The sequence below is a fragment of the Leifsonia sp. Leaf264 genome, from assembly GCF_001422325.1.
GTDB lineage: Bacteria > Actinomycetota > Actinomycetes > Actinomycetales > Microbacteriaceae > Orlajensenia.
Window position 1 is genome coordinate 278,235 of sequence record NZ_LMMR01000004.1, and the last position, 18,947, is coordinate 297,181.

Annotated in this window: 10 protein-coding genes; 9 read left to right on the forward strand and 1 reads right to left on the reverse strand. The window is 71.1% G+C overall.

Annotated elements, in window-relative coordinates; genetic code table 11:
- The first annotated feature begins 3 nt into the window (after positions 1 to 3).
- The 9 genes from ASF30_RS06735 to ASF30_RS06775 all read left to right on the forward strand — a co-directional run bounded on the left by ASF30_RS06735 (position 4) and on the right by ASF30_RS06775 (position 17,700).
- Positions 4 to 1,185 (forward strand): FHA domain-containing protein, encoded by a 1,182-nt coding sequence (locus ASF30_RS06735; protein WP_055903680.1) that lies wholly within the window; start codon positions 4 to 6, stop codon positions 1,183 to 1,185.
- On the forward strand, positions 1,182 to 1,994 hold the full coding sequence (locus tag ASF30_RS06740) for a PP2C family protein-serine/threonine phosphatase (RefSeq protein ID WP_082467550.1): 813 nt from the start codon (positions 1,182 to 1,184) through the stop codon (positions 1,992 to 1,994). The genes ASF30_RS06735 and ASF30_RS06740 overlap by 4 nt, the downstream gene beginning before the upstream one ends.
- Positions 1,995 to 2,135: 141 nt before the next feature.
- Positions 2,136 to 3,569, forward strand: a complete 1,434-nt coding sequence (locus tag ASF30_RS06745; protein WP_055903683.1) for a serine/threonine-protein kinase — start codon at positions 2,136 to 2,138, stop codon at positions 3,567 to 3,569.
- On the forward strand, positions 3,569 to 9,466 hold the full coding sequence (locus ASF30_RS06750) for an Ig-like domain-containing protein (RefSeq protein WP_157497052.1): 5,898 nt from the start codon (positions 3,569 to 3,571) through the stop codon (positions 9,464 to 9,466). The genes ASF30_RS06745 and ASF30_RS06750 overlap by 1 nt, the downstream gene beginning before the upstream one ends.
- Before the next feature lie 23 nt (positions 9,467 to 9,489).
- Entirely contained in the window at positions 9,490 to 10,461 is a 972-nt protein-coding gene (locus tag ASF30_RS06755; protein WP_055903689.1) for an AAA family ATPase, read from the forward strand.
- A complete protein-coding gene (locus tag ASF30_RS06760) occupies positions 10,458 to 11,804 on the forward strand; it encodes a DUF58 domain-containing protein (protein WP_235480293.1) in 1,347 nt (448 codons plus the stop codon). The genes ASF30_RS06755 and ASF30_RS06760 overlap by 4 nt, the downstream gene beginning before the upstream one ends.
- Positions 11,804 to 14,122, forward strand: coding sequence for a transglutaminase-like domain-containing protein (locus tag ASF30_RS06765; protein WP_055903693.1), 2,319 nt, complete (start codon positions 11,804 to 11,806; stop codon positions 14,120 to 14,122). The genes ASF30_RS06760 and ASF30_RS06765 overlap by 1 nt, the downstream gene beginning before the upstream one ends.
- The gene (locus tag ASF30_RS22205; RefSeq protein ID WP_082467625.1) at positions 14,119 to 14,703 is read left to right on the forward strand and encodes a hypothetical protein; all 585 of its coding nucleotides are present in this window, start codon (positions 14,119 to 14,121) and stop codon (positions 14,701 to 14,703) included. The genes ASF30_RS06765 and ASF30_RS22205 overlap by 4 nt, the downstream gene beginning before the upstream one ends.
- A 90-nt stretch (positions 14,704 to 14,793) precedes the next feature.
- Entirely contained in the window at positions 14,794 to 17,700 is a 2,907-nt protein-coding gene (locus ASF30_RS06775) for an FtsK/SpoIIIE domain-containing protein (protein ID WP_055903696.1), read from the forward strand.
- Positions 17,701 to 17,750: 50 nt separating this feature from the next.
- On the opposite strand, the gene ald is transcribed toward ASF30_RS06775, so the two are convergent.
- The gene (ald, locus tag ASF30_RS06780; protein WP_055903699.1) at positions 17,751 to 18,866 is read right to left on the reverse strand and encodes an alanine dehydrogenase; all 1,116 of its coding nucleotides are present in this window, start codon (positions 18,864 to 18,866) and stop codon (positions 17,751 to 17,753) included.
- Positions 18,867 to 18,947: the final 81 nt, after the last annotated feature.

Genomic DNA, 18,947 nt, shown 5'->3' on the forward strand with positions numbered 1-18,947 from the left:
GAGGTGGGGCGAGCCCACGTCGAGCGCACAGGCGCCTCGAGCGAGCTGATCGCGGTCGTCGGCGAGAATTTCGTGGCCGCCCTGCCCGCGGGCAGCGATGCCGCCGTCGTGGCCGCATTGGGCGACAGGGCCAGCCGTTCCGTGAGCGTCGAGGAACTCGTCGGCCTCATCCCGCTGCGCGGAGACGGTGCCGTCGACGGGTTCGCCCTGGTGGTGGCTGCCGGGCCCTCCGATGGCGACGGGGTGACGGTGTCGGGGGTCGTGCGCGGTGCCTTCGTCGTCGACGTCTACTCGGTGGGCGGGTCGCGCCGCTTCAGTGATCGTGGCATCCGTCCGTGGCTGCTCGCCGACTTCCAGGCCGTCACCGCCGTCGTGATCGGGCGGGACGGCGCGCCGGTGCCGCGTCCGGCCGAGATCGGGACCGGCACGGCCGTCGGCCTCGGCACTGTCACGGCGACCAGGCTGGACTGGCTCCCGGCCGAGTCGCAGCATCCGCCTCAGCAGGCCGCCGACTCATCATCGACGGGGAGCCCGGCCGTCCCTGTCGCACCGCCGGCGGTCCCCCCTGTCGGCGACACCGTCCTGCGTCCGCGGCGACTGCCCGACCCCGAGCATGACCACGACACCGTGATCCGTCCGCGCGAGCTCGAATCGGCTCCGGATGCCGGAGCCCAGCCCGGGCCCGCCTCGCAGCCGGGGCAGCAGAGGGAACTCGAACCGCGGTCGGAGCCGGAGTCGCGGCCGGAACCACAGCCGGCACCGGAGCCGGAATGGCAGCCGCCGGCGCCGTCCCGCTACGGCCTGCGCATCGGCAACGGCGAGCTGCGCGAGCTGGACGCCGTCTACCTGATCGGCCGTCGCCCCAGGCTGGGTCGGGTGCCCGCCGTGGGGGAGCGCGTGCACCTGGTCGATGTGCCGTCGCCCGGTCGCGAGGTGTCGGCGACCCACCTCGAGGTGCGTCAGCAGGGCGACGCCGTCGTGGTGACCGACCAGCGCTCCACGAACGGCACCGTCGTCGTTCCGCCGCACGCCGATCGCATCCGCCTGCGACCAGGGCAGTCGATCGTCGTGGCGCCTGGAACGATGGTGCACATCGGGGACGGTACAATCGTGACGATATCCGCGCTGGAGGACTCCCGAGAGCGCTCCACCGACCCCCCGAAGATGAGAAGGCCGACGACGTGACGCAGATCGGTCAGGGCATGCCCGAGTTCACAGCGCAGATCCCGGGCCCCGTCGATGCTGCAGTGACGCTCGCCTGGGCGGCCATCACCGACACCGGGCACCGCCGGGAGGCGAACGAGGACAGCTACATGGCGCAGGCGCCGGTCTTCGCCGTGGCGGACGGCATGGGCGGTCACACCGCCGGCGACTTCGCCAGCGCGGCCGTCGTCACCAGGCTCGCCGAGCACAGCGGACGACCGACGGCCGACACGGCTGGCATCGAGCAGTCGCTGAGACTGGCCGTCGACGACATGGGCCGTGGAGGAGGCGTCACCGACTCCGGCACCGGCACGACCGTCACCGGGGTCGCCCTCACCCAGACGGCGGCGGGCCTCGCCTGGCTGGTCTTCAACATCGGCGACTCCAGGGTCTACCTGCTTTCGCATGGCGTGCTGGAGCAGCTCACGACAGACCACTCCATCGTGCAGGAGCTCGTCGACGCCGGCCACATCTCGCGCGAAGAAGCCGAGACGCATCCGCATTCCAATGTCATCACCCGCGCCGTCGGCTTCCACGAGCCTCCCATCCCCGACTACAGGCTGATCGCGGTCGAGGAGGGTTCGCGCCTCCTCGTCTGCTCCGACGGCCTCACCAAGGAACTGACCCCGTACGGGATGCGTCACTTCCTGATGTCGACCGAGACACCGGCGGATGCCGCCAAGCAGCTGGTCGACGCCGCCCTGGCCAACGGCGGGCGTGACAACGTGACGGTCATCGTGGTCGATGTCCTCGGCGTGACCGGGGCCGCCCCGAACCCGCACGACCACTGATCGTGACACGCGCCATGCGCCCCGTTCGAGGGGGTCTGTCATGACGCATGGGTGCCTACAATTGGGGGGAAGAGGGCTGGAACGCGGTGGGGGTGCCGAGTCAGCTGGCTGCCGACGTGGGCACGGAGGAAGGGGGCCACGATGACGCGACGCCTTCCGTCAACGCCACCGGTCCTCCCGGGGTTCTCCTACGTGCACGTGCTGGGCTCCGGCGGATTCGCCGATGTCTTCCTCTACGAGCAGTCGATGCCGCGTCGGCAGGTTGCCGTGAAGGTGCTGCTGAGCGAGGTCGTGAACGACCAGGTGCGCCAGATGTTCCAGGCCGAGGCGAACCTCATGGCCCAGCTCAGCTCGCATCCGTCGATCCTCACCGTCTACCAGGCCAGTGTCTCCAGCGACGGGCGCCCCTACCTCGTGATGGAGTACTGCTCGGCGACTCTCACCACGCGCTACCGCGCCGACCCGCTTCCCGTGTCCGAGGTGCTCCAGATCGGCGTCAAGATCGCCAGCGCCGTCGAGACCGCGCACCGGGCCGGAGTCCTGCACCGGGACATCAAGCCGTCGAACATCCTGATGACCGCGTACGGGCACCCCGTGCTCTCCGACTTCGGCATCGCGGCGACCCTCGGCGAGGCCGAGACGACCGAGGCCGTCGGCCTGTCGATCCCGTGGTCGGCCCCTGAGGTCCTGCAGGACGACGTGTCGGGAAGCGTCGCGTCCGAGATCTGGTCCCTCGGTGCGACGCTGTACTCGCTGCTGGCCGGCCGGTCGCCCTTCGAGGTTCCCGGGACGGAGAACACGGCCGCCGAGCTGATGGCGCGAATCTCCAAGGCCCGGTACGAGCCCATCCGCCGCGCCGACGTGCCGGAGCGACTCGAGCTGGTGCTCTCGCGGGCGATGTCACGCCGACCGGAGAACCGCCAGCGCAGCGTGCTCGACTTCATCCGCGAGTTGCAGGCCGTCGAGGCCGAACTCGACCTGCCGCAGACGCCGATCGAGGTCGCGATGGACGACTGGGCCATCGCGACGGCCGTCGACCTCGAGGAGCGCACGCGCATCAGCGGTGCGAACGTCGTGAGCGCCGGAACCGGTCGGCGCACCCGCAAGCAGGCCGCCGCGCGCACGATGACGGTGACTCCGTCGTCCTTCGGTCGGAGCGGCAGCACTGGCGGGGCGGATGCCTCGGGCAGGGCGGCGGCCGACAGGCGCAGTCGGCGGCTGGTCTGGGCCATGCTCGCGATCTCCGTGGTCGTGCTCGGCCTTGCCGTCACGGCCACCATCGCGATAGTCCGCTCGACCTCCTCCGACATCCCTACCGTCAGCAACATCGCCGGGCAGGCATCGGACGGCTCCGTCGACTTCTCCTGGGAGGACCCCGGGCTGCGCACCGGCGACAACTACGTGGTCTCGGTGACCGGAGGGGAGTCGAGCATCCAGCACGACACCAGCTTCCGCGCGGATGCCGCTGGCGACGTCGAATCCGTCTGCATCACCGTCACGGTCACCCGCGAGGGCCGGACGGGCACCCCCAGCAGCGAGAAGTGCGTGGCCGTGGAACCGGCAGCATCACCGTGATGCGCGCCTGGCTGAGCACCCACCGCTCCGGCATCGTCGCCATGGTGAGCGGAACGGCCATCACGACGGTCATCGCGACCATCGCCATAGCCTCGGGCGGGTACTCGGCCCAGCGCATCGACCTGGGCGATGGATCGGTCTGGGTCACGAACTCCGCCGAGAACGCGATCGGTCGCGCCAACACGCAGATCCTCCAGCTCGACTCCGTGGTCGCGGCCGGAAGCAAGGACATCGACGTCATCCAGTCCGGCTCGACGGTGCTCGTGGTCGACCAGTCGAAGAGCGCGATCGCGGTGGTCGATGCCGCCACCAGCGAGGTCACGGCGAGCATCCCGCTGCCCTCGAACGATCCGGAGGTGAGCATCGCCGGCGACACCGCCGTGATCGTGGCCGACGGCGACATCTGGACGACTCCTCTCACCTCGCTGGGCGAGTACGACCCGTCGTCCGAGCCCCGGCTGCGCCTCGGACCCGGCACTGTCACGAGCGTCGACCCGGGCGGGCGCATGATCGCCTTCACCCCGGCGACGAGCACGTTGTCGGTGATCGACGTCGGAGCCGGAACCGTCGTGCAGTCGCTGATCCTCTCGGGGATCGCTCCCGACGACGACGTAACGGTCTCGAGCGTCGCCGGGTCCTGGGCGGTCCTCGACCGCACGACGCGGGTGATCAGCCTGCAATCGGGAACCGTCGCCCTCGACGGGCTGATCGCCGACGGGCTCGACGCCCAGCTGCAGCAGGCGAGCGTCGACGGCAGCGATGTCCTCGTCGCCCATCAGGGCGGTCTGGTCAGCGTGCCGATCTCCAGCGGTGCAGCACGGTCGCTGGAGTCAGGTCGGGCCGGAACCCCGAGTGCTCCCGTCGTCGCGGCCGGATGCCGGTACGCGGCCTGGGCCGATGGCAAGGCCTGGAGCGCCTGCGGTTCGAAGCGGGGCGTCACGCGCACCCTCGACGAGGCATCCGGTGGACTCACTCTCACCTTCCGGGAGAACGACGGCATCCTGGTGCTGAACGACACGGCCAGCGGCGATGTCTGGGCCGTACAGGACGACAACCACCGCATCGACAACTGGGCGCAGCTCATCGACCGGCGGCCGGCCGACAAGACGACGGAGAAGAACGACCCCGAAGTGGACCCGGAGTACGAGAAGTCGCAGCTGCCGCCCGTGGCGAAGGACGACGAGTTCGGGGCTCGACCCGGCCGTCCGACGACACTGCCCGTGCTCATCAACGACTTCGACCCGAACGGCGACGTCCTCGTCGTGGAGTCCACCACGCAGCCGGCCGCCGATGCGGGGCGCGTCGACGTCGTCGGCAACGGTCAGCAACTGCAGCTGACCCTTCCGGACTCGGCATCCGGGACCCTCACCTTCCGGTACACGGTCAGCGACGGCCGCGGGCTGAGCGACCAGGCCGAGGTCACGGTCACGGTGCGCACCGAGACCGAGAACTCGCCACCGCAGCAGGTGCGCGACACTCGCGCCGCCGTGCAGGTCGGCGGCCGGGTCACGACCCAGGTGCTCACCGACTGGTACGACCCCGATGGCGACGCGATCTTCCTGTCAGGAGCCGTCGGGGCGTCGGACCAGATCGCCTTCAAGCCCGACGGAACCGTCATCTTCAGTGATGTCGACGGCGGCGGTGAGAACGTCAGGGTCAGCCTCGCCGTCTCAGACGGCCGGGACACGGGATCCGGCGCCCTCGTCGTCAAGGTGAGGCCGGCGGGATCGGTGCCGATCATCGCCGACCCGTTCGTCGTGTCGGCGTACGTCGGCGAGGCCGTCACAGTCACTCCGCTCGCTCACGTCCACGGCGGATCCGGGTCGATCCGGCTCTCGAGCGTGCCCGCGAAGCCCGGGGCGGACATCGTCCCCGACTACGACGCCGGCACGTTCCAGTTCACGGCGAAGGCGCCGGGAACGGTCTACGTCGACTACGGCGTCACCGACGGCGTGGTCCCCGGGTCGGGCGTGGTGCGGATCGACGTGTCGCCGCTGGGCGGATCCATGGTTCCGATCACGGTGCCGCACACGGCCTTCGTGCGTGCACTGAGCGATGCGACCATCGACGTGCTCGCCAGCGACATCGACCCGTCAGGCGGAGTGCTGCTGCTCACCGGAGTCTCCGATGTGCCGCCCGACAGCGGAATGCGGGTGGAGGTGCTCGAGCAGCGGCTGCTGCGCATCACCCTCACCAGGCCGCTCGAGGAGAACACGGCGTTCAGCTACACGGTGAGCAACGGCACCGCCGAGGCTGCGGGGCGGGTGACGGTCATCGAGGTGCCGCAGCCCGCCATTCGGCAGGCCCCCATCGCGAACCCCGACACGGCCTCGGTGCGCGTCGGGGACGCCATCGACATCCCCGTGCTCGCCAACGACGAGCAACCAGACGGCGATCCGCTGACCCTCGATCCCGAGCTGCCCGACCGGCCGGAGGGCAGTGGCCTCGCCTTCGCCTCGGGCCAGACCCTGCGGTACCTGGCTCCGGACAAGCCCGGGAACTACACGGCCGTCTACCGGGTCGACGCGCCGGACGGCCAGTTCGCCAGCGGCGAGGTGAGGATCTCGGTGCGCGAGACCGATCCCACGTCGAACCGGGCACCGGTCCCGCGTCTCGTCACGGCCAGGGTCCTCGCCGGTGACACCGTGCGCATCACCATCCCCCTCGCCGGAATCGACCCCGACGGCGACTCCGTGCAGTTGCTCGGCCAGGAATCCAACCCGGACCTGGGCGCGGTCACCGACTCGGGGTCGGACTGGCTCGAGTACACCTCGGGCGAGTACAGCGAGGGGACGGACTCGTTCACCTACTCCGTCGTCGACGCCCTGGGCAGCCGCGCGACCGGCACCATCCGCGTCGGCATCAGCGCCAGGCTCGACGGGGCACGCAACCCCATCGCCGTCCCCGACGTCGTGGCGGCGCGTCCGGGATCGACCGTGCTGGTGCAGGTGCTGGAGAACGACTCCGATCCCGACGGCGGAGCCCTCGCCGTCACCGGAATCGTGCCGACAGCGGACTCCGGCGCGACGGCGACCATCGAGGACGACGTCGTCACGGTGCAGGTCCCGGATGCGCCCGGGGAGTACGGCTTCGTGTACACGATCCAGAACCCGCGCGGCGGAACCAACTCGACCTTCCTGACCGTGCAGGCCCGCACCGACGCCCCGCTGTCGCATCCGGTCGCCCGGGACACCGTGCTCACCCTCTCCGACGTTCTCGACCGCGACTCGATCGACGTCGACGTCCTGGCCAACGTCTTCTTCGCCGATGGCCCCGCGCAGGAGCTGAAGCTCAGCCTGCTGCCCGACTACGAGACGACGGCCGTCGTGACGGCGTCGAAGCGCGTGCGGGTGACGATCGAGGATTCCAGCCAGATCATCCCGTTCCGCGTGGCCCATCCGGAGGACCCGACCGTCGTCGCCTATGCGCTGATCTGGGTGCCGGGCTTCGATGACGCGCTGCCGCAGCTGCGCCGTTCCGCACCGGCGATCATGGTGGCGAGCGAGGCCGACGTCTCCATCGACATCAACGACTTCATCGTGGCCGTCGGCAACCGGAAGGTGCGGCTGACGGATTCCGGCACTGTGCGGGCGACGCACTCCGACGGTTCGGACCTGGTCGTGGATCGCGACACCCTCCGCTTCCGGAGCGCCCAGGGGTACTTCGGTCCGGCCTCCATCTCCTTCGAGGTCACCGACGCCCCGGCGGGGGACGACGACGGTCGGGTGTCGACCATCGTGCTGCCCATCACGGTGACCCCGCGCGAGAACCAGCCGCCGTCGTTCACCGGCGGCATCATCGAGTTCGAGCCCGGCCAGGAGAAGGACATCCGTCTCACCGGCCTCACGAGCTACCCCTACCCCGATGACATCGACGAGTTGAGCTATTCGATCGTGGACCCGCCCGTCGGGTTCAGCACGACGCTGGACGGCCGCACCCTCACCATCCGTGCCGACGCCGACACGGCGACAGGGAGCGAGAGCGCCGTCACCATCGGCGTGCGCGATGACGTGAACACGGGCAGCTCCGGACGCATCGTGCTGCGCGTCGTGCCGTCCACGCGGCCCATCGCCGTTCCGGCTCCGGACAGTGCCATCGCCCCGCGCGGACAGACCACGACGATCGACGTGCTGAAGAACGACAACGCCACCAACCCGTTCCCCGAGACGCCGCTGCGCGTGCTCACTGTGACGGGGGTCGACTCGGCCGAGCTTCCCGACGGGGTGACGGTCGAGCCGAGCGCCGACAAGTCGATCGTGCGCGTCACGGTCTCCGACAGTGCCGCGCCCGTCGACACCAACCTGCAGTACCAGGTGGCTGACGCCACAGGCGACCCCACGCGATACGCCTGGGGCACCGTGCGCATCTCCGTGCAGGATCGGCCCGATCCCGTGACGGCACTGCGGGTGACGGGCTTCGGCGACGGCTCGCTGAGCGTCGCCTTCAACGCCGCCGGATTCAACAACTCGCCCATCAGCGGATACGACGTCGCCCTCGTCAGCGCCGCCACCGGCGCCGTCGTCTCTTCCACACCCTGCGCGGCGACGACCTGCACCGTGGCCACCCCCGGGAACGGTGAGGCCAATGCCGTCAGGGTGCGCGTCACGGCGACGAACGGGATCGGGGTCTCCGACCCGACCGAGACCCCTGCAGCAGCCTGGTCCGACGTGATTCCACCGGCGCCCACGGGGCTCACGGCGGCTCCTCTCGACGGCGGCCTCAAGCTCGGCTGGGACGCCGTCGGAGTTCCCGGTGGCGGAACCGCCGTGGCGACCTACGTCGTCACGGTCGGGGGAACCGAACTGGGAGAGCTCTCGGCCTCGGCCATCTGCTCGGCCGGACGCTGCAGCATAGACCAGGGCTCGCTCGTGAACGGCAGCACCGTCGCGTTCACGGTGAGCGCACGCAACGGCGCCTACCCGGCACTCTCGAGCTGGAACAGCGCGTCGGGCTCCGGAGTCCCGTTCGGGGCGCCGGTCGCGGCATCCGTCGACGTCGTCGCCGACCCCGGATCGGGAGCCGTCACCGTGCAGTGGGCGCCGTTCGCCGCCAACGGCGACCCCCTGCAGGCCTACTACGTGCAGCGCCTCGCGGACACGGCGCCCGGCGGGGCTCTCCCGGACGTGCCGACCGGGGCCGCCGGCTGCTCCGTGTCGACCCCGGCGCCGGGGACGGTCTCTCCTCCCGGCGGCATCGTGCAGACCCTGCCTACCGATGCCACGACGGCCAGGTTCGACGGACTCACCGGCGACGACACCAGCTACAACTTCGTGGTGTGGGGCTACAACCGGGCCGGCTGCGTCTCCACCGTCGTGGACGGCTCCGTCGTGCGGCCCGGGCCCGGTGCCATCACGGCGGTCGACGCCTCGGTCGAGGCGACGGAGTACGCGCAGGACCTCGTCATCCGTGGGGTGAGCGCCGGTTCCGGCGTCAGCAGCTTCCAGATCCGACTGGTGGACCAGGCGGGCTCACCGCTCACGGCGGCCCAGGACTTCCCGGGCCAGGGGATCCCTCGCCGCATCTTCGGCCGTTCGTACGGGGAGACCCTCAGGTTCCAGGTGCGCGGCTGCACGGCATGGGGCAGCTGCGGGCCCTGGTCCGACGTGCAACCGGGCGATCCGCAACCGTCGCTCACCTGGGAGCTTCCGAGCCGCGTGTACACCCCGTCGGATCCCGAGAACGGCGTCACCGACTCGGTCTGGTCCTGGACCAACGATCCCGGCAACGGACCCGACTACCCGGCGAGCTACACCTGCTACGTCGACGGCAGCGACCCGCTCGTCTCCGTCAGCGTGGAGCCCGGCGGCACCAGCTGCACCATTCCCGATCTCCCGGCCGATGCACCCGTAAGGTTGGGAGTCACGATCAACGGCGTGACGAGGACGTACTCCCGATGACGACGATGGAGCGAGGACCTGCAGTGACGATGACCCCGGATGCCGCGGCCGAGTTCGCCGAGACCTTCGACCGCCTCGTCGCCGGGGTCGAGCGCGTGCTGCTCGGCAAGACCCACGTAATCCGTCTCGCTTTCACGGCGCTCTTCAGCGAGGGTCACCTGCTGCTCGAGGACGTGCCGGGCACGGGGAAGACCTCCCTCGCCCGGGCGATGGCGCAGAGCGTCGACGGCACCAGCTCCCGCGTGCAGTTCACCCCCGATCTGCTGCCCGGCGACATCACCGGCGTCAGCGTGTACGACCAGCGGTCGGGGTCCTTCGAGTTCCACCGTGGACCCGTCTTCGCCAACATCGTGCTCGCCGACGAGATCAACCGCGCCAGCCCGAAGACGCAGTCGGCGCTGCTCGAGGCGATGGAGGAGGGGCAGATCACCAACGACGGCATCACGCACGCGCTCGACCTGCCGTTCATGGTCATCGCCACGCAGAACCCCATCGAGCAGGCTGGTACCTATCGGCTCCCGGAGGCTCAGCTCGACAGGTTCCTCATGCGGGCGTCGATCGGCTACCCCGACCACGCATCGACCCTGCGCATCCTCGAGGGAGCCGACCAGCGCGCCCACGGCGTCGTGGTGCCGACCGTCGTGTCGGCGCGCACCATGGTCGAGATGGCGGCGTCGGCGAGGACCGTGCACGTCGACCCGAGCATCAACGACTACGTGTCACGCATCGTGCAGGCCACCCGCCACGCTCAGGAGGTGCGCCTCGGGGTGAGCGTGCGCGGCGCCCTCGCACTGTTGCGCGCCGCGAAGACCCTCGCGGCGGCCGGCGGCAGGCACTACGTCATCCCCGATGACGTGAAGGCGTTGGCCGAGCCCGTGCTCGCCCACCGCCTCATCCTCGACCCCGAGGCCGAGTTCGACGGCGTCAACGTGTCGAACGTCATCTCGCAGCTGCTGATCGAGACCCCGCCGCCCAGTGACAGGCTCGCCGTGTGAGCCAGCCGGCGCTCGCGCGAGCGTCAGAGCCGCCCCCCTCCGACGATCGCATCGACGCGGGACCAAGGGAGGGCAGGCTCGCCGACGCGATCACGGCCCTCGTGGCGTTCTGGGCATCGGCACGCGGTGCCGTCGCGGCATCGACGCGGGCCGTGGCGGGGTCGATGACGGCCTTCGGATGGAGCGTCGTGCTCGTCGTCGTGCTCGGATTCTCCATCGGCTACCCCCTCGGGTGGCTCGAGTTCGTCGCCCTGGCCTGGGCCGGGACGGTGCTCCTGCTGATCTCGGCGCTCTACCTGGTGGGGCGCAACTCCTTCCGCATCCGCCTGTCGCTCCCCGTCACCCGCGTCGTGGTCGGCGAGAAGGCCCCCGGCGAGGTCGTGGTGGCGAACCCGACGCGACGCCATCTCGGCGGAATCGGCGTCGAGGTGCCTATCGGCGACGGTCTCGCCGAGTTCCACATCCCGGGCATTCCCCGCGATTCCGAGGCGAGCGAGATCTTCATGGTCGCGGCTGAACGCCGCGGGGTGATCCCCGTCGGCCCCGTCCGCACCATCCGAGGCGATCCGATCGGCCTGTTCCGTCGCGAGCTCAGCTGGGCCGAGAGGTCGGAGCTGTTCGTGCATCCGCGCACCATAGCGATCCCGGCGATCTCCACGGGCTACGTTCGTGATCTCGAGGGCACGCCGACGCGCACCCTCACCTCGAGTGACGTCGCCTTCCACGCCCTCAGGGAGTACACGACGGGCGACGACAGGCGGTTCATCCACTGGCGCAGCTCCGCGAAGACCGGCGTCTACATGGTGCGCCAGTTCGAGGAGACCCGCCGCAGCCACATCATGGTCGTGCTGAGCCTGGCCGCGTCGGACTACGCCGACGCGGAGGAGTTCGAGTTGGCCGTCAGCGCAGCCGGATCCCTCGGGACCCACGCCATCCGCGATGCCCGCTCCGTCTCCGTCGTCGCCAGCGGCCGCCGCAACGACTCCGGCAGGCACCGGGTGCCGGCCGCGCACACCCTGCGCACCTCCAGCCGGAGCCGGCTGCTCGACGACCTCACCCTCGTGCAGCTCACCTCGGAGGCGACGGGCATCGTCGCCCTGACCCGGATGGCCGGCGAGCACGCCGCTGACGCCTCTGTCGCCTTCCTCATCGCAGGATCGGCGACGACCGTCGGACGCTTGCGCCAGGCCGCGGCAGCCCTTCCGGTGGGAGTCGACGTCTTCGCAGTGCTCTGCGAACCCGACGCCATGCCGGTGCTGCGTCGAGTCGCCGAGCTCAGCGTGCTCACCATCGGCTATCTCGATGACCTGCAGAAGACCCTCGCCAGGACGGCGGTGCTCTGATGAGGGGATCCGGGCAGGACCGACCGGCGACGACGCCGGTGCTCGTCAACGCGCTCATGCTGTTGGCCGCGACGGGGATCGCCTCGGCGACCCTCTGGCCGGTGTATCAGAGCCCGGCGTTCATCGTCGCCGTCGGTGTGTCGGCTGTCGTCGGATGCGCCATAGCGACGGTCGGCGCTTTCAGGAACTGGTCCTCCCTCGTGGTGCTCGCCGTCACCATTGCGGCCTTCCTCGTCATCGGGGTCCCGCTCGGGGTTCCGTCCGGCGCGTACCTCGGGGTGATCCCCACGCCGGACGGACTCGTCGACCTCCTCGCCGGTACGGCGCTCTCCTGGAAGCAGCTCCTCACGGTGGTGACGCCCGTCGGCTCGTACCAGGCCCTGCTCGTGCCCGTGGTGATGCTGGTGCTCGCCACGACGACCGCCGGCATGTCCGTCGCGCTGCGCTCCCGACGCGGGGAGCTCGCCGTCCTGGCGCCCCTGCTGCTCTTCATCGCCGCGATCCTGATCGGTCCGTCTGCGGCATCCGCCCCGGTCGAGATCGCGCTGGTGCTCGGCATCGTGCTCGTCTTCTGGGCAGCCTGGGTGCACCGCCGCCGTCGCGCCGAGGCCATCGCCAGGGTTCGCCAGGTCGGCAGCGGACTGCGCGAGAGCGCCGCCCGGCGACGCATCGCCGCGACCAGGACCGTGTTGGGAGCCGCGATCATCGTCGCCATCGCCGTGGCCGGGGGAACTGTCGCGGCGGTCGCCTACCCGTCGACGAACGCGCGGGAGGTGCTCCGTCGGCACGCCGAGCAGCCGTTCGACCCACGCGACTACCCGAGCCCGCTCGCAGCCTTCCGGAGCTACCTGGCCGCGGATGCAGCGGGGGAGACGATGCTCACGGTCTCAGGCCTTCCCGCCGGCGGCCTCATCCGGCTCGCGGCCCTCGACAGCTACGACGGGATCGTCTACTCCGTGGGCAGCGACACTGTCTCCAGCGCCTCGGGATCGTTCACCAGGCTGCCGTTCCGCATCGACCAGAGCGCCGTCGCCGGCGACCGCGTCGCGATCGACGTGACCATCGGCGCCTATTCCGGCGTCTGGGTTCCCGGTGTCGGCAAGCTCGAGAGCATCCGCTTCACCTCGGATCGGGCGGACAGACTGACCGACTCGTTCTACTACAACGACAACGCGGCGACAGGGGCCGTCCTCGGCGGCCTCGCCGATGGCGACTCCTACCAGAGCGACGCCGTCGTTCCCGTGGCACCGACCGCACTGGCCTCGCTGCGTCCGGGTACAGCCGTCCTCCCTCCGCTGACGGTCGTCCCGGAGGGCCTCTCCGCCAGACTCACGGACTGGGTCGACGAGAACACCGATGCCGGGACCCAGCTCTCCGACATGATCGCCGGCCTCCGGAAGGACGGCTACCTGAGCCACGGCACCGACGACACCGAGCACCCGAGCGACAGCGTGTCCGGCCACGCGGCAGCACGCCTGACGCAGCTGGTGACCGACGTGCCGATGGTGGGCGACCAGGAGCAGTACGCGGCGGTGGCGGCGGTGCTCGCGCGCATGATCGGCTTCCCGGCGCGTGTCGTCATCGGCTTCGAGCCCGACGTCTCGGCGACCGCGGGTTCCGTGGCCGTGACGGGCTCCGACATCACGGCGTGGATCGAGGTGCAGGACGCCTCGGGCTCCTGGGTGCCCGTCGACCCGAATCCGGAGGCGCGGAAGATCCCCGACAAGGACGACGAGGACCTCACCGCCATCTCCAGACCCCAGGTCGTCCTGCCGCCACCGCTCGAGGAACCGCAACCGGAGGCGCCTGCTCCCGATCCGCAGAGGGTGCCGACGGATGCCCCGGACACCGTCGACCCCGTCCTCGCCCTCGTGCTCCTGGTGGCCACGATCACGGGATGGATCCTGCTCGGCCTCGCCGTCGTCCTCAGCCCCTTCCTCGCCGTCATCGCCGCGAAGCTGCGCCGACGGCGGCTGCGCCGACGTGCCCCGGACCCCGTGGAACGGATCGCCGGGGGCTGGCGCGAGTTCACCGACCTCGCCGTCGACCACGGGTTCGCCCTGCCGCCGTCGGCCACCCGCAGCGAGAACGCGGCCCTCGTAGGCGGCATCCGCCCCCTCGCGCTGGCCACGGACGTCGACCGTGCCGTGTTCGCACCGGAGCCGCCTCCGGTCGAACAGGCCGACCGGGTGTGGCGTGAGGTCGACGAGCTGCGCGATAGTCTCGACGCGGGACACACGCGATGGCAGCGGCTGCGCGCGCGAGTCTCGCTCAGATCGTTCCGGATGCCGAGGGATGGACGGAGGCCTCGACCATGACCTGCCTGATCTGCGGCGCCACCCTCCCACCGGGCGCGATGTTCTGCGGCGAGTGCGGCAGCTCGACGACGGCGACCCCGCTGAGTCGCACCAGGACCGATCCGCGGCCCGGCGACACCACGATCATCGAGCCGCTCCGCCCCGGCGGGCTGCAGGCCGATCCGGCCCCGGGGTCGGAGTCTGCGCCGGCGACGGCCGCCACGGCCGACGCAGCGGCACCCGGTGCCCACACCGCTGCCCCTGTCGCCGTGGAAGCGTCGACGTTCATCCTCTCCTTCAGCACGGGGGAGCAATGGGCGGTGTCAGGCACCGGGCTGATCGGCCGCCGACCGCTGCAGCAACCCACCGAGTACCACGACGAACTCATCGCCGTCGCCGATCGAGGCCTGTCGGTCTCGAAGACGCATCTCGAGTTCGGCCAGCACGGCGGCGAGCTGTGGGTCTGCGACAGGTTCTCCGGCAACGGCACCATCATCCGTCGCCCCCACGAGCCGGCGATGCGCTGCGACCCCGGACGCCGCTACCTGGTTCCGCGGGGATCCCGAGTCGACATCGGGGAACAGCACTTCACCGTCTCCTAGCGTCCTCCCCGCCCGCTCGCAGGGGACGCGGCATGCACCGATGCCGGCCTCCCCGCCGCGACGGGTCTGCGTCGATGCTTCCATCACGGGGTGACCGATCAGCAGTACCGAGCCGAACACCTGCGACTGCCTCCCCGTCCGACTCGCCCCGAGCGCCCGCCGTTCCCGCTGCTCGCGAGCATCGCCCCGGTCGTCGTCGCACTCGGCCTCTGGACTCTCACCGGCTCGCCCTCGATGCTCCTGTTCGCGGCCCTGGGTCCGGTCATCGCCCTCGCGAGTCTCGCGGATGCCGCACGCTCGACGAGGGTTGCGTCGCGCAGGGCCCGCGCCGAGCACAGCACGGCCATCGCCGCACTCGCCGACAGGGTCGCCCGGCAGCAGCAGGAGGAGCGCCGAGCGGCCTGGCAGCGGCATCCGAGTGCCTGTGACGCGTTCTTCGCGGCCGACGAGGACGCCCGTCGCTGGCGTTCATCCGCATTGGGCCCGGTCGTGCTCGGCACCGGGTCCGTCGCGTGCCCGGCGCTGGCGGAGGACGGGCAGGAGCTGCTCGCCCCCGATGATGCCGTCGGCCGCGAACGTGCCGAGGTCGTGGCGGCAGCGGGTACGGCCGACGACATGCCCGTCGTCGTCGACGCGTCGGCAGGCGTCGGGGTCGTCGGGCCGGAGCCTCTCGTTCGGGCCGTGCTCCGCGGACTGCTGCTCCAGCTCGTCGATGCCGTGCCGCCGGGCGCCCTCCGCGTCAGCACTCCCGGCACGCCCGAGTGGGAGTGGGCGGCCGAGCTTCCGCACTCGGTGAATGATCGCGTCGCATCGACCGATTCCGCGACGGCGGAGTCGGGCGGCGCCATGCCGACCCTCGTCGTCCTGCAGGCCTCGGACACGGGCCGGTCACCCGCCGTCCAGGCGAGAGTCGACGAGGGCAGACGGGCACGATCGGTCGTGCTCGCCGGTGCGCCGACAGTCGCCGTGCTGCCGCCGGGCTGCGGCACCATCCTCGTCGTGCGCAGTGCCGTCGACGCCGAGATCGTGAGGTCGAGCGACGGTACCGGGGCCAGGCTGGTGCCGGAACTGGTGAGCCGGGAGCAGGCCGGGGCCCACGCCGGCATCCTCGCGCTGCTCGCACGCCGCACGGCGGGGGTATCAGTGCCGGCAACGGTGTCCTTCGCCGCCCTCGAGCAGCGCGGCGGCGCCGGGCTCCGCTGCGTGATCGGGATCGGCGCGGCGGGCCCGGTGGCGATGGACCTCGTCGCCGACGGCCCGCACGCCGTCGTCGGCGGCACGACGGGCAGCGGCAAGAGCGAGCTGCTCGTCACCTGGATGGCCGCGATGGCGGCAGGGCGCAGTCCATCGGAGTTCGCCTTCCTGCTCGTCGACTTCAAGGGTGGTGCCACCGGGACGGCCCTCGGCGGGCTGCCGCACTGTGTGGGGGTGGTGACGGACCTGGATGCGCCGCTCGCCCGCCGCGTGCTGGAGAGCCTGCGCGCCGAGATGAGGCGACGCGAGGCCGTGCTCGCCGCAGCGGGGGTGAGCAGCATCGACGCCCTCGTCAGCGGCGCGGGCGGCGACGCAGCAGCCCTTCCGCGACTCGTCATCGTCGTCGACGAGTTGGCCGCCCTGCTCGAGGCCGAGGCGGGAATGCACGCCCTCTTCGCCGACATCGCCGCCAGGGGGCGTTCGCTCGGGTTGCACCTCATCCTGTGCACGCAGCGACCGGCCGGCGTCGTGCGCGAGGCGCTGCTGGCCAACTGCGCGCTGCGCATCAGCCTGCGCGTGATCGACGGCGCCGACAGCGCGGCGTTCATCTCGACCCCGGCGGCCGCACGCATCCCGGCCGCGCTCCCCGGCCGTTGTCTGATCGCGCGCCGGGGGAGCGTGGAGGAGACGCAGCTCGCCGTCACCACCTGCGCCGACATCGAGGGGCTGGCACCGGATGCCGGTCAGCGACGTCCGTGGCGCCCGTGGCTGCCGCCGCTGCCGGCAGTCCTCGGCACCGACCACCCGGCCTTCCTGGCCGCGATGGCCCGTGAGGCCCCGTCACGTCCAGGCGTCGCGATCGGGGTACTCGACCGACCGGCCCTCCAGGACCAGCCCGTGGCCCGGTGGTCGGGCCGTGCCCTGATCGTCCAGGGCAGCGGGGGATCCGGCCGCACCGCCCTCCTGTCCCGCATCGCGGCCGAGACCCCGGGCGCCGTCGTCGTCCCAGCCGATGTCGAGGAGACCTGGGACGCCCTGGAACGTGCCGAGCACGCCCGGGACGGCCTGCTGCTCCTCGACGACTGGGATGCGGTGACCACCCGCTGGGAGCTCGAGTACCGCCAGGCTGCGACGGAGCGCCTCACCGTGCTGCTCCACGACGGTGCTGTGCGGGTGGTGGTCGCCGCCCGTCGTGCCAGCGGCCTCGGTTCGCTGACCGGCCTGTTCGGCGGCGCCATCGTGCTGCGCACCGATGATCGCAGCGAGCACGCCCTCGCCGGCGCCCCGGCCGAGCTCTGGGACCCCGATGCCCCGCCGGGCCGGGGCGTGTGGCAGGGCGTCAGGCTGCAGGTGCTCGCTCCCGACGGGCGGTCGCATGCCGGTGCTGCGCCGAACGCAGCCGTCGAGCGGCCTGTCGCTGCCGCGAAGCCGCCGATCCTGGCGACGGGTGGTCCGCTGCTCGCGGTGTCGCCCAGACCCGAGCAGCTCGCCGGCCGGCTCGCGCGCCTCGCTCCGGGCCGTGAGATCCTGCAGCTTCATGCTGGAGCACGGAGTGACCTGGAGATGCGAGCGGCGCCGGCGGAGCCCATCCTCGTGGGTCGTCCCGACGCCTGGCAGGCCCAACCCGTGCTGTTCACGACGCTGTGCGCACGCTCGACGGTCGTGTTCGACGGCTGCAGCACGAGTGAGGTGCGTCAGCTCACCAGGCTGCGGGAACTTCCGCCGCCGCTCCGCCCGGGTGCCGGGCACGTCTGGGTGCTCGGCCCCGATGGCGGCATCCATCGCGCCAGGATCGAGGAGTGACGGATGCCGACCGATCCCCGTTCGCCGATCGGTCGGCGTCGGGGAGCAGCTCAGCCGAGCGCAGCAGCCGGGGCCAGGGCCGCGCGTCCGTTGGCGGCGGCCACACCGGCGTTGTAGACCCCGCCGGCGTGGATGTTGAGTCCCAGGGCCAGCGCCGGGTCGGCGAGCAGCGCCGAACGCCAGCCGGCGTTCGCGACCGAACGCACGTAGGGCAGGGTCGCGTTCGTCAGCGCATAGGTCGAGGTGCGCGGCACCGCGCCGGGCATGTTGGCCACGCAGTAGAACAGCGACCCGTGCACGGTGAAGGTCGGATCGGCGTGGGTCGTCGGACGGGAGTCGGCGAAGCATCCGCCCTGGTCGATGGCGATGTCCACCAGCACGCTGCCCGGACGCATCCGGGAGACGAGTTCGTTGCTGACCAGCTTCGGCGCCTTGGCACCCGGCAGCAGGACTGAACCGATCACGAGGTCGGCCTCCACGACGGCCTTGTCGATCTCGAAGCTGTTCGACGCGATGGTGCGGATGCGGCCGCCGTAGAGGGCGTCGAGCTCGCGCAACCTGAACAGGTTGGTGTCGAGCACGGTCACCTCGGCGCCCAGGCCCATCGCGATCTGCAGGGAGTTCGTGCCGGCCACGCCGCCGCCCAGGATGGTGACCCGGGCCGGGGCGGTCCCCGGGACGCCGGGAACGAGCAGGCCCGGTCCGCCGTTCGGCTTCAGCATCGCGTTGGCGCCGACGATGGGGGCGAGGCGTCCGGCCACCTCGCTCATCGGGGCGAGGAGGGGGAGCTGCCGACCAGGCAGTTGGACGGTCTCGTAGGCGATGGCCGTGACGCCCGAGGCGAGCAGGGCGTCGGTGAGCTCGGGCTCGGCGGCGAGGTGCAGGTAGGTGAACAGGAGCAGCCCGTCACGGAAGTACGCGTACTCGCTCTCGATCGGCTCCTTGACCTTGAGCAGGAGATCGGCGATGGCCCACGTGGATGCTGCATCGGGAAGGAGCTCCGCTCCGGCGGCGCGATACTCCTCGTCGCTGATCGATGAACCGGCTCCGGCGCCGGACTGGATGTACACCTCGTGGCCCTGACCGACCAGGTCGTGCACACCGGCCGGGGTGATGGCGACCCGGAACTCGTTGTTCTTGATCTCTGTGGGGACTGCGACTCTCATACCGCTCCTTCGTTGACGGGACGCCCTTGTCCCGCAGTTCAGCCTACCCAGCGACACGCGCGTCGAACTATCGGAAACATG

What these genes read in the sequence shown, in the direction of transcription:
- ASF30_RS06745 (WP_055903683.1), top strand. Translation starts at nt 2,136, where the DNA reads ATGACGCGACGCCTTCCGTCAACGCCACCGGTCCTCCCGGGGTTCTCC.
- ASF30_RS06750 (WP_157497052.1), top strand. Translation starts at nt 3,569, where the DNA reads ATGCGCGCCTGGCTGAGCACCCACCGCTCCGGCATCGTCGCCATGGTG.
- ASF30_RS06765 (WP_055903693.1), top strand. Translation starts at nt 11,804, where the DNA reads ATGAGGGGATCCGGGCAGGACCGACCGGCGACGACGCCGGTGCTCGTC.
- ASF30_RS22205 (WP_082467625.1), top strand. Translation starts at nt 14,119, where the DNA reads ATGACCTGCCTGATCTGCGGCGCCACCCTCCCACCGGGCGCGATGTTC.
- ald (WP_055903699.1), bottom strand. Translation starts at nt 18,866, where the DNA reads ATGAGAGTCGCAGTCCCCACAGAGATCAAGAACAACGAGTTCCGGGTC.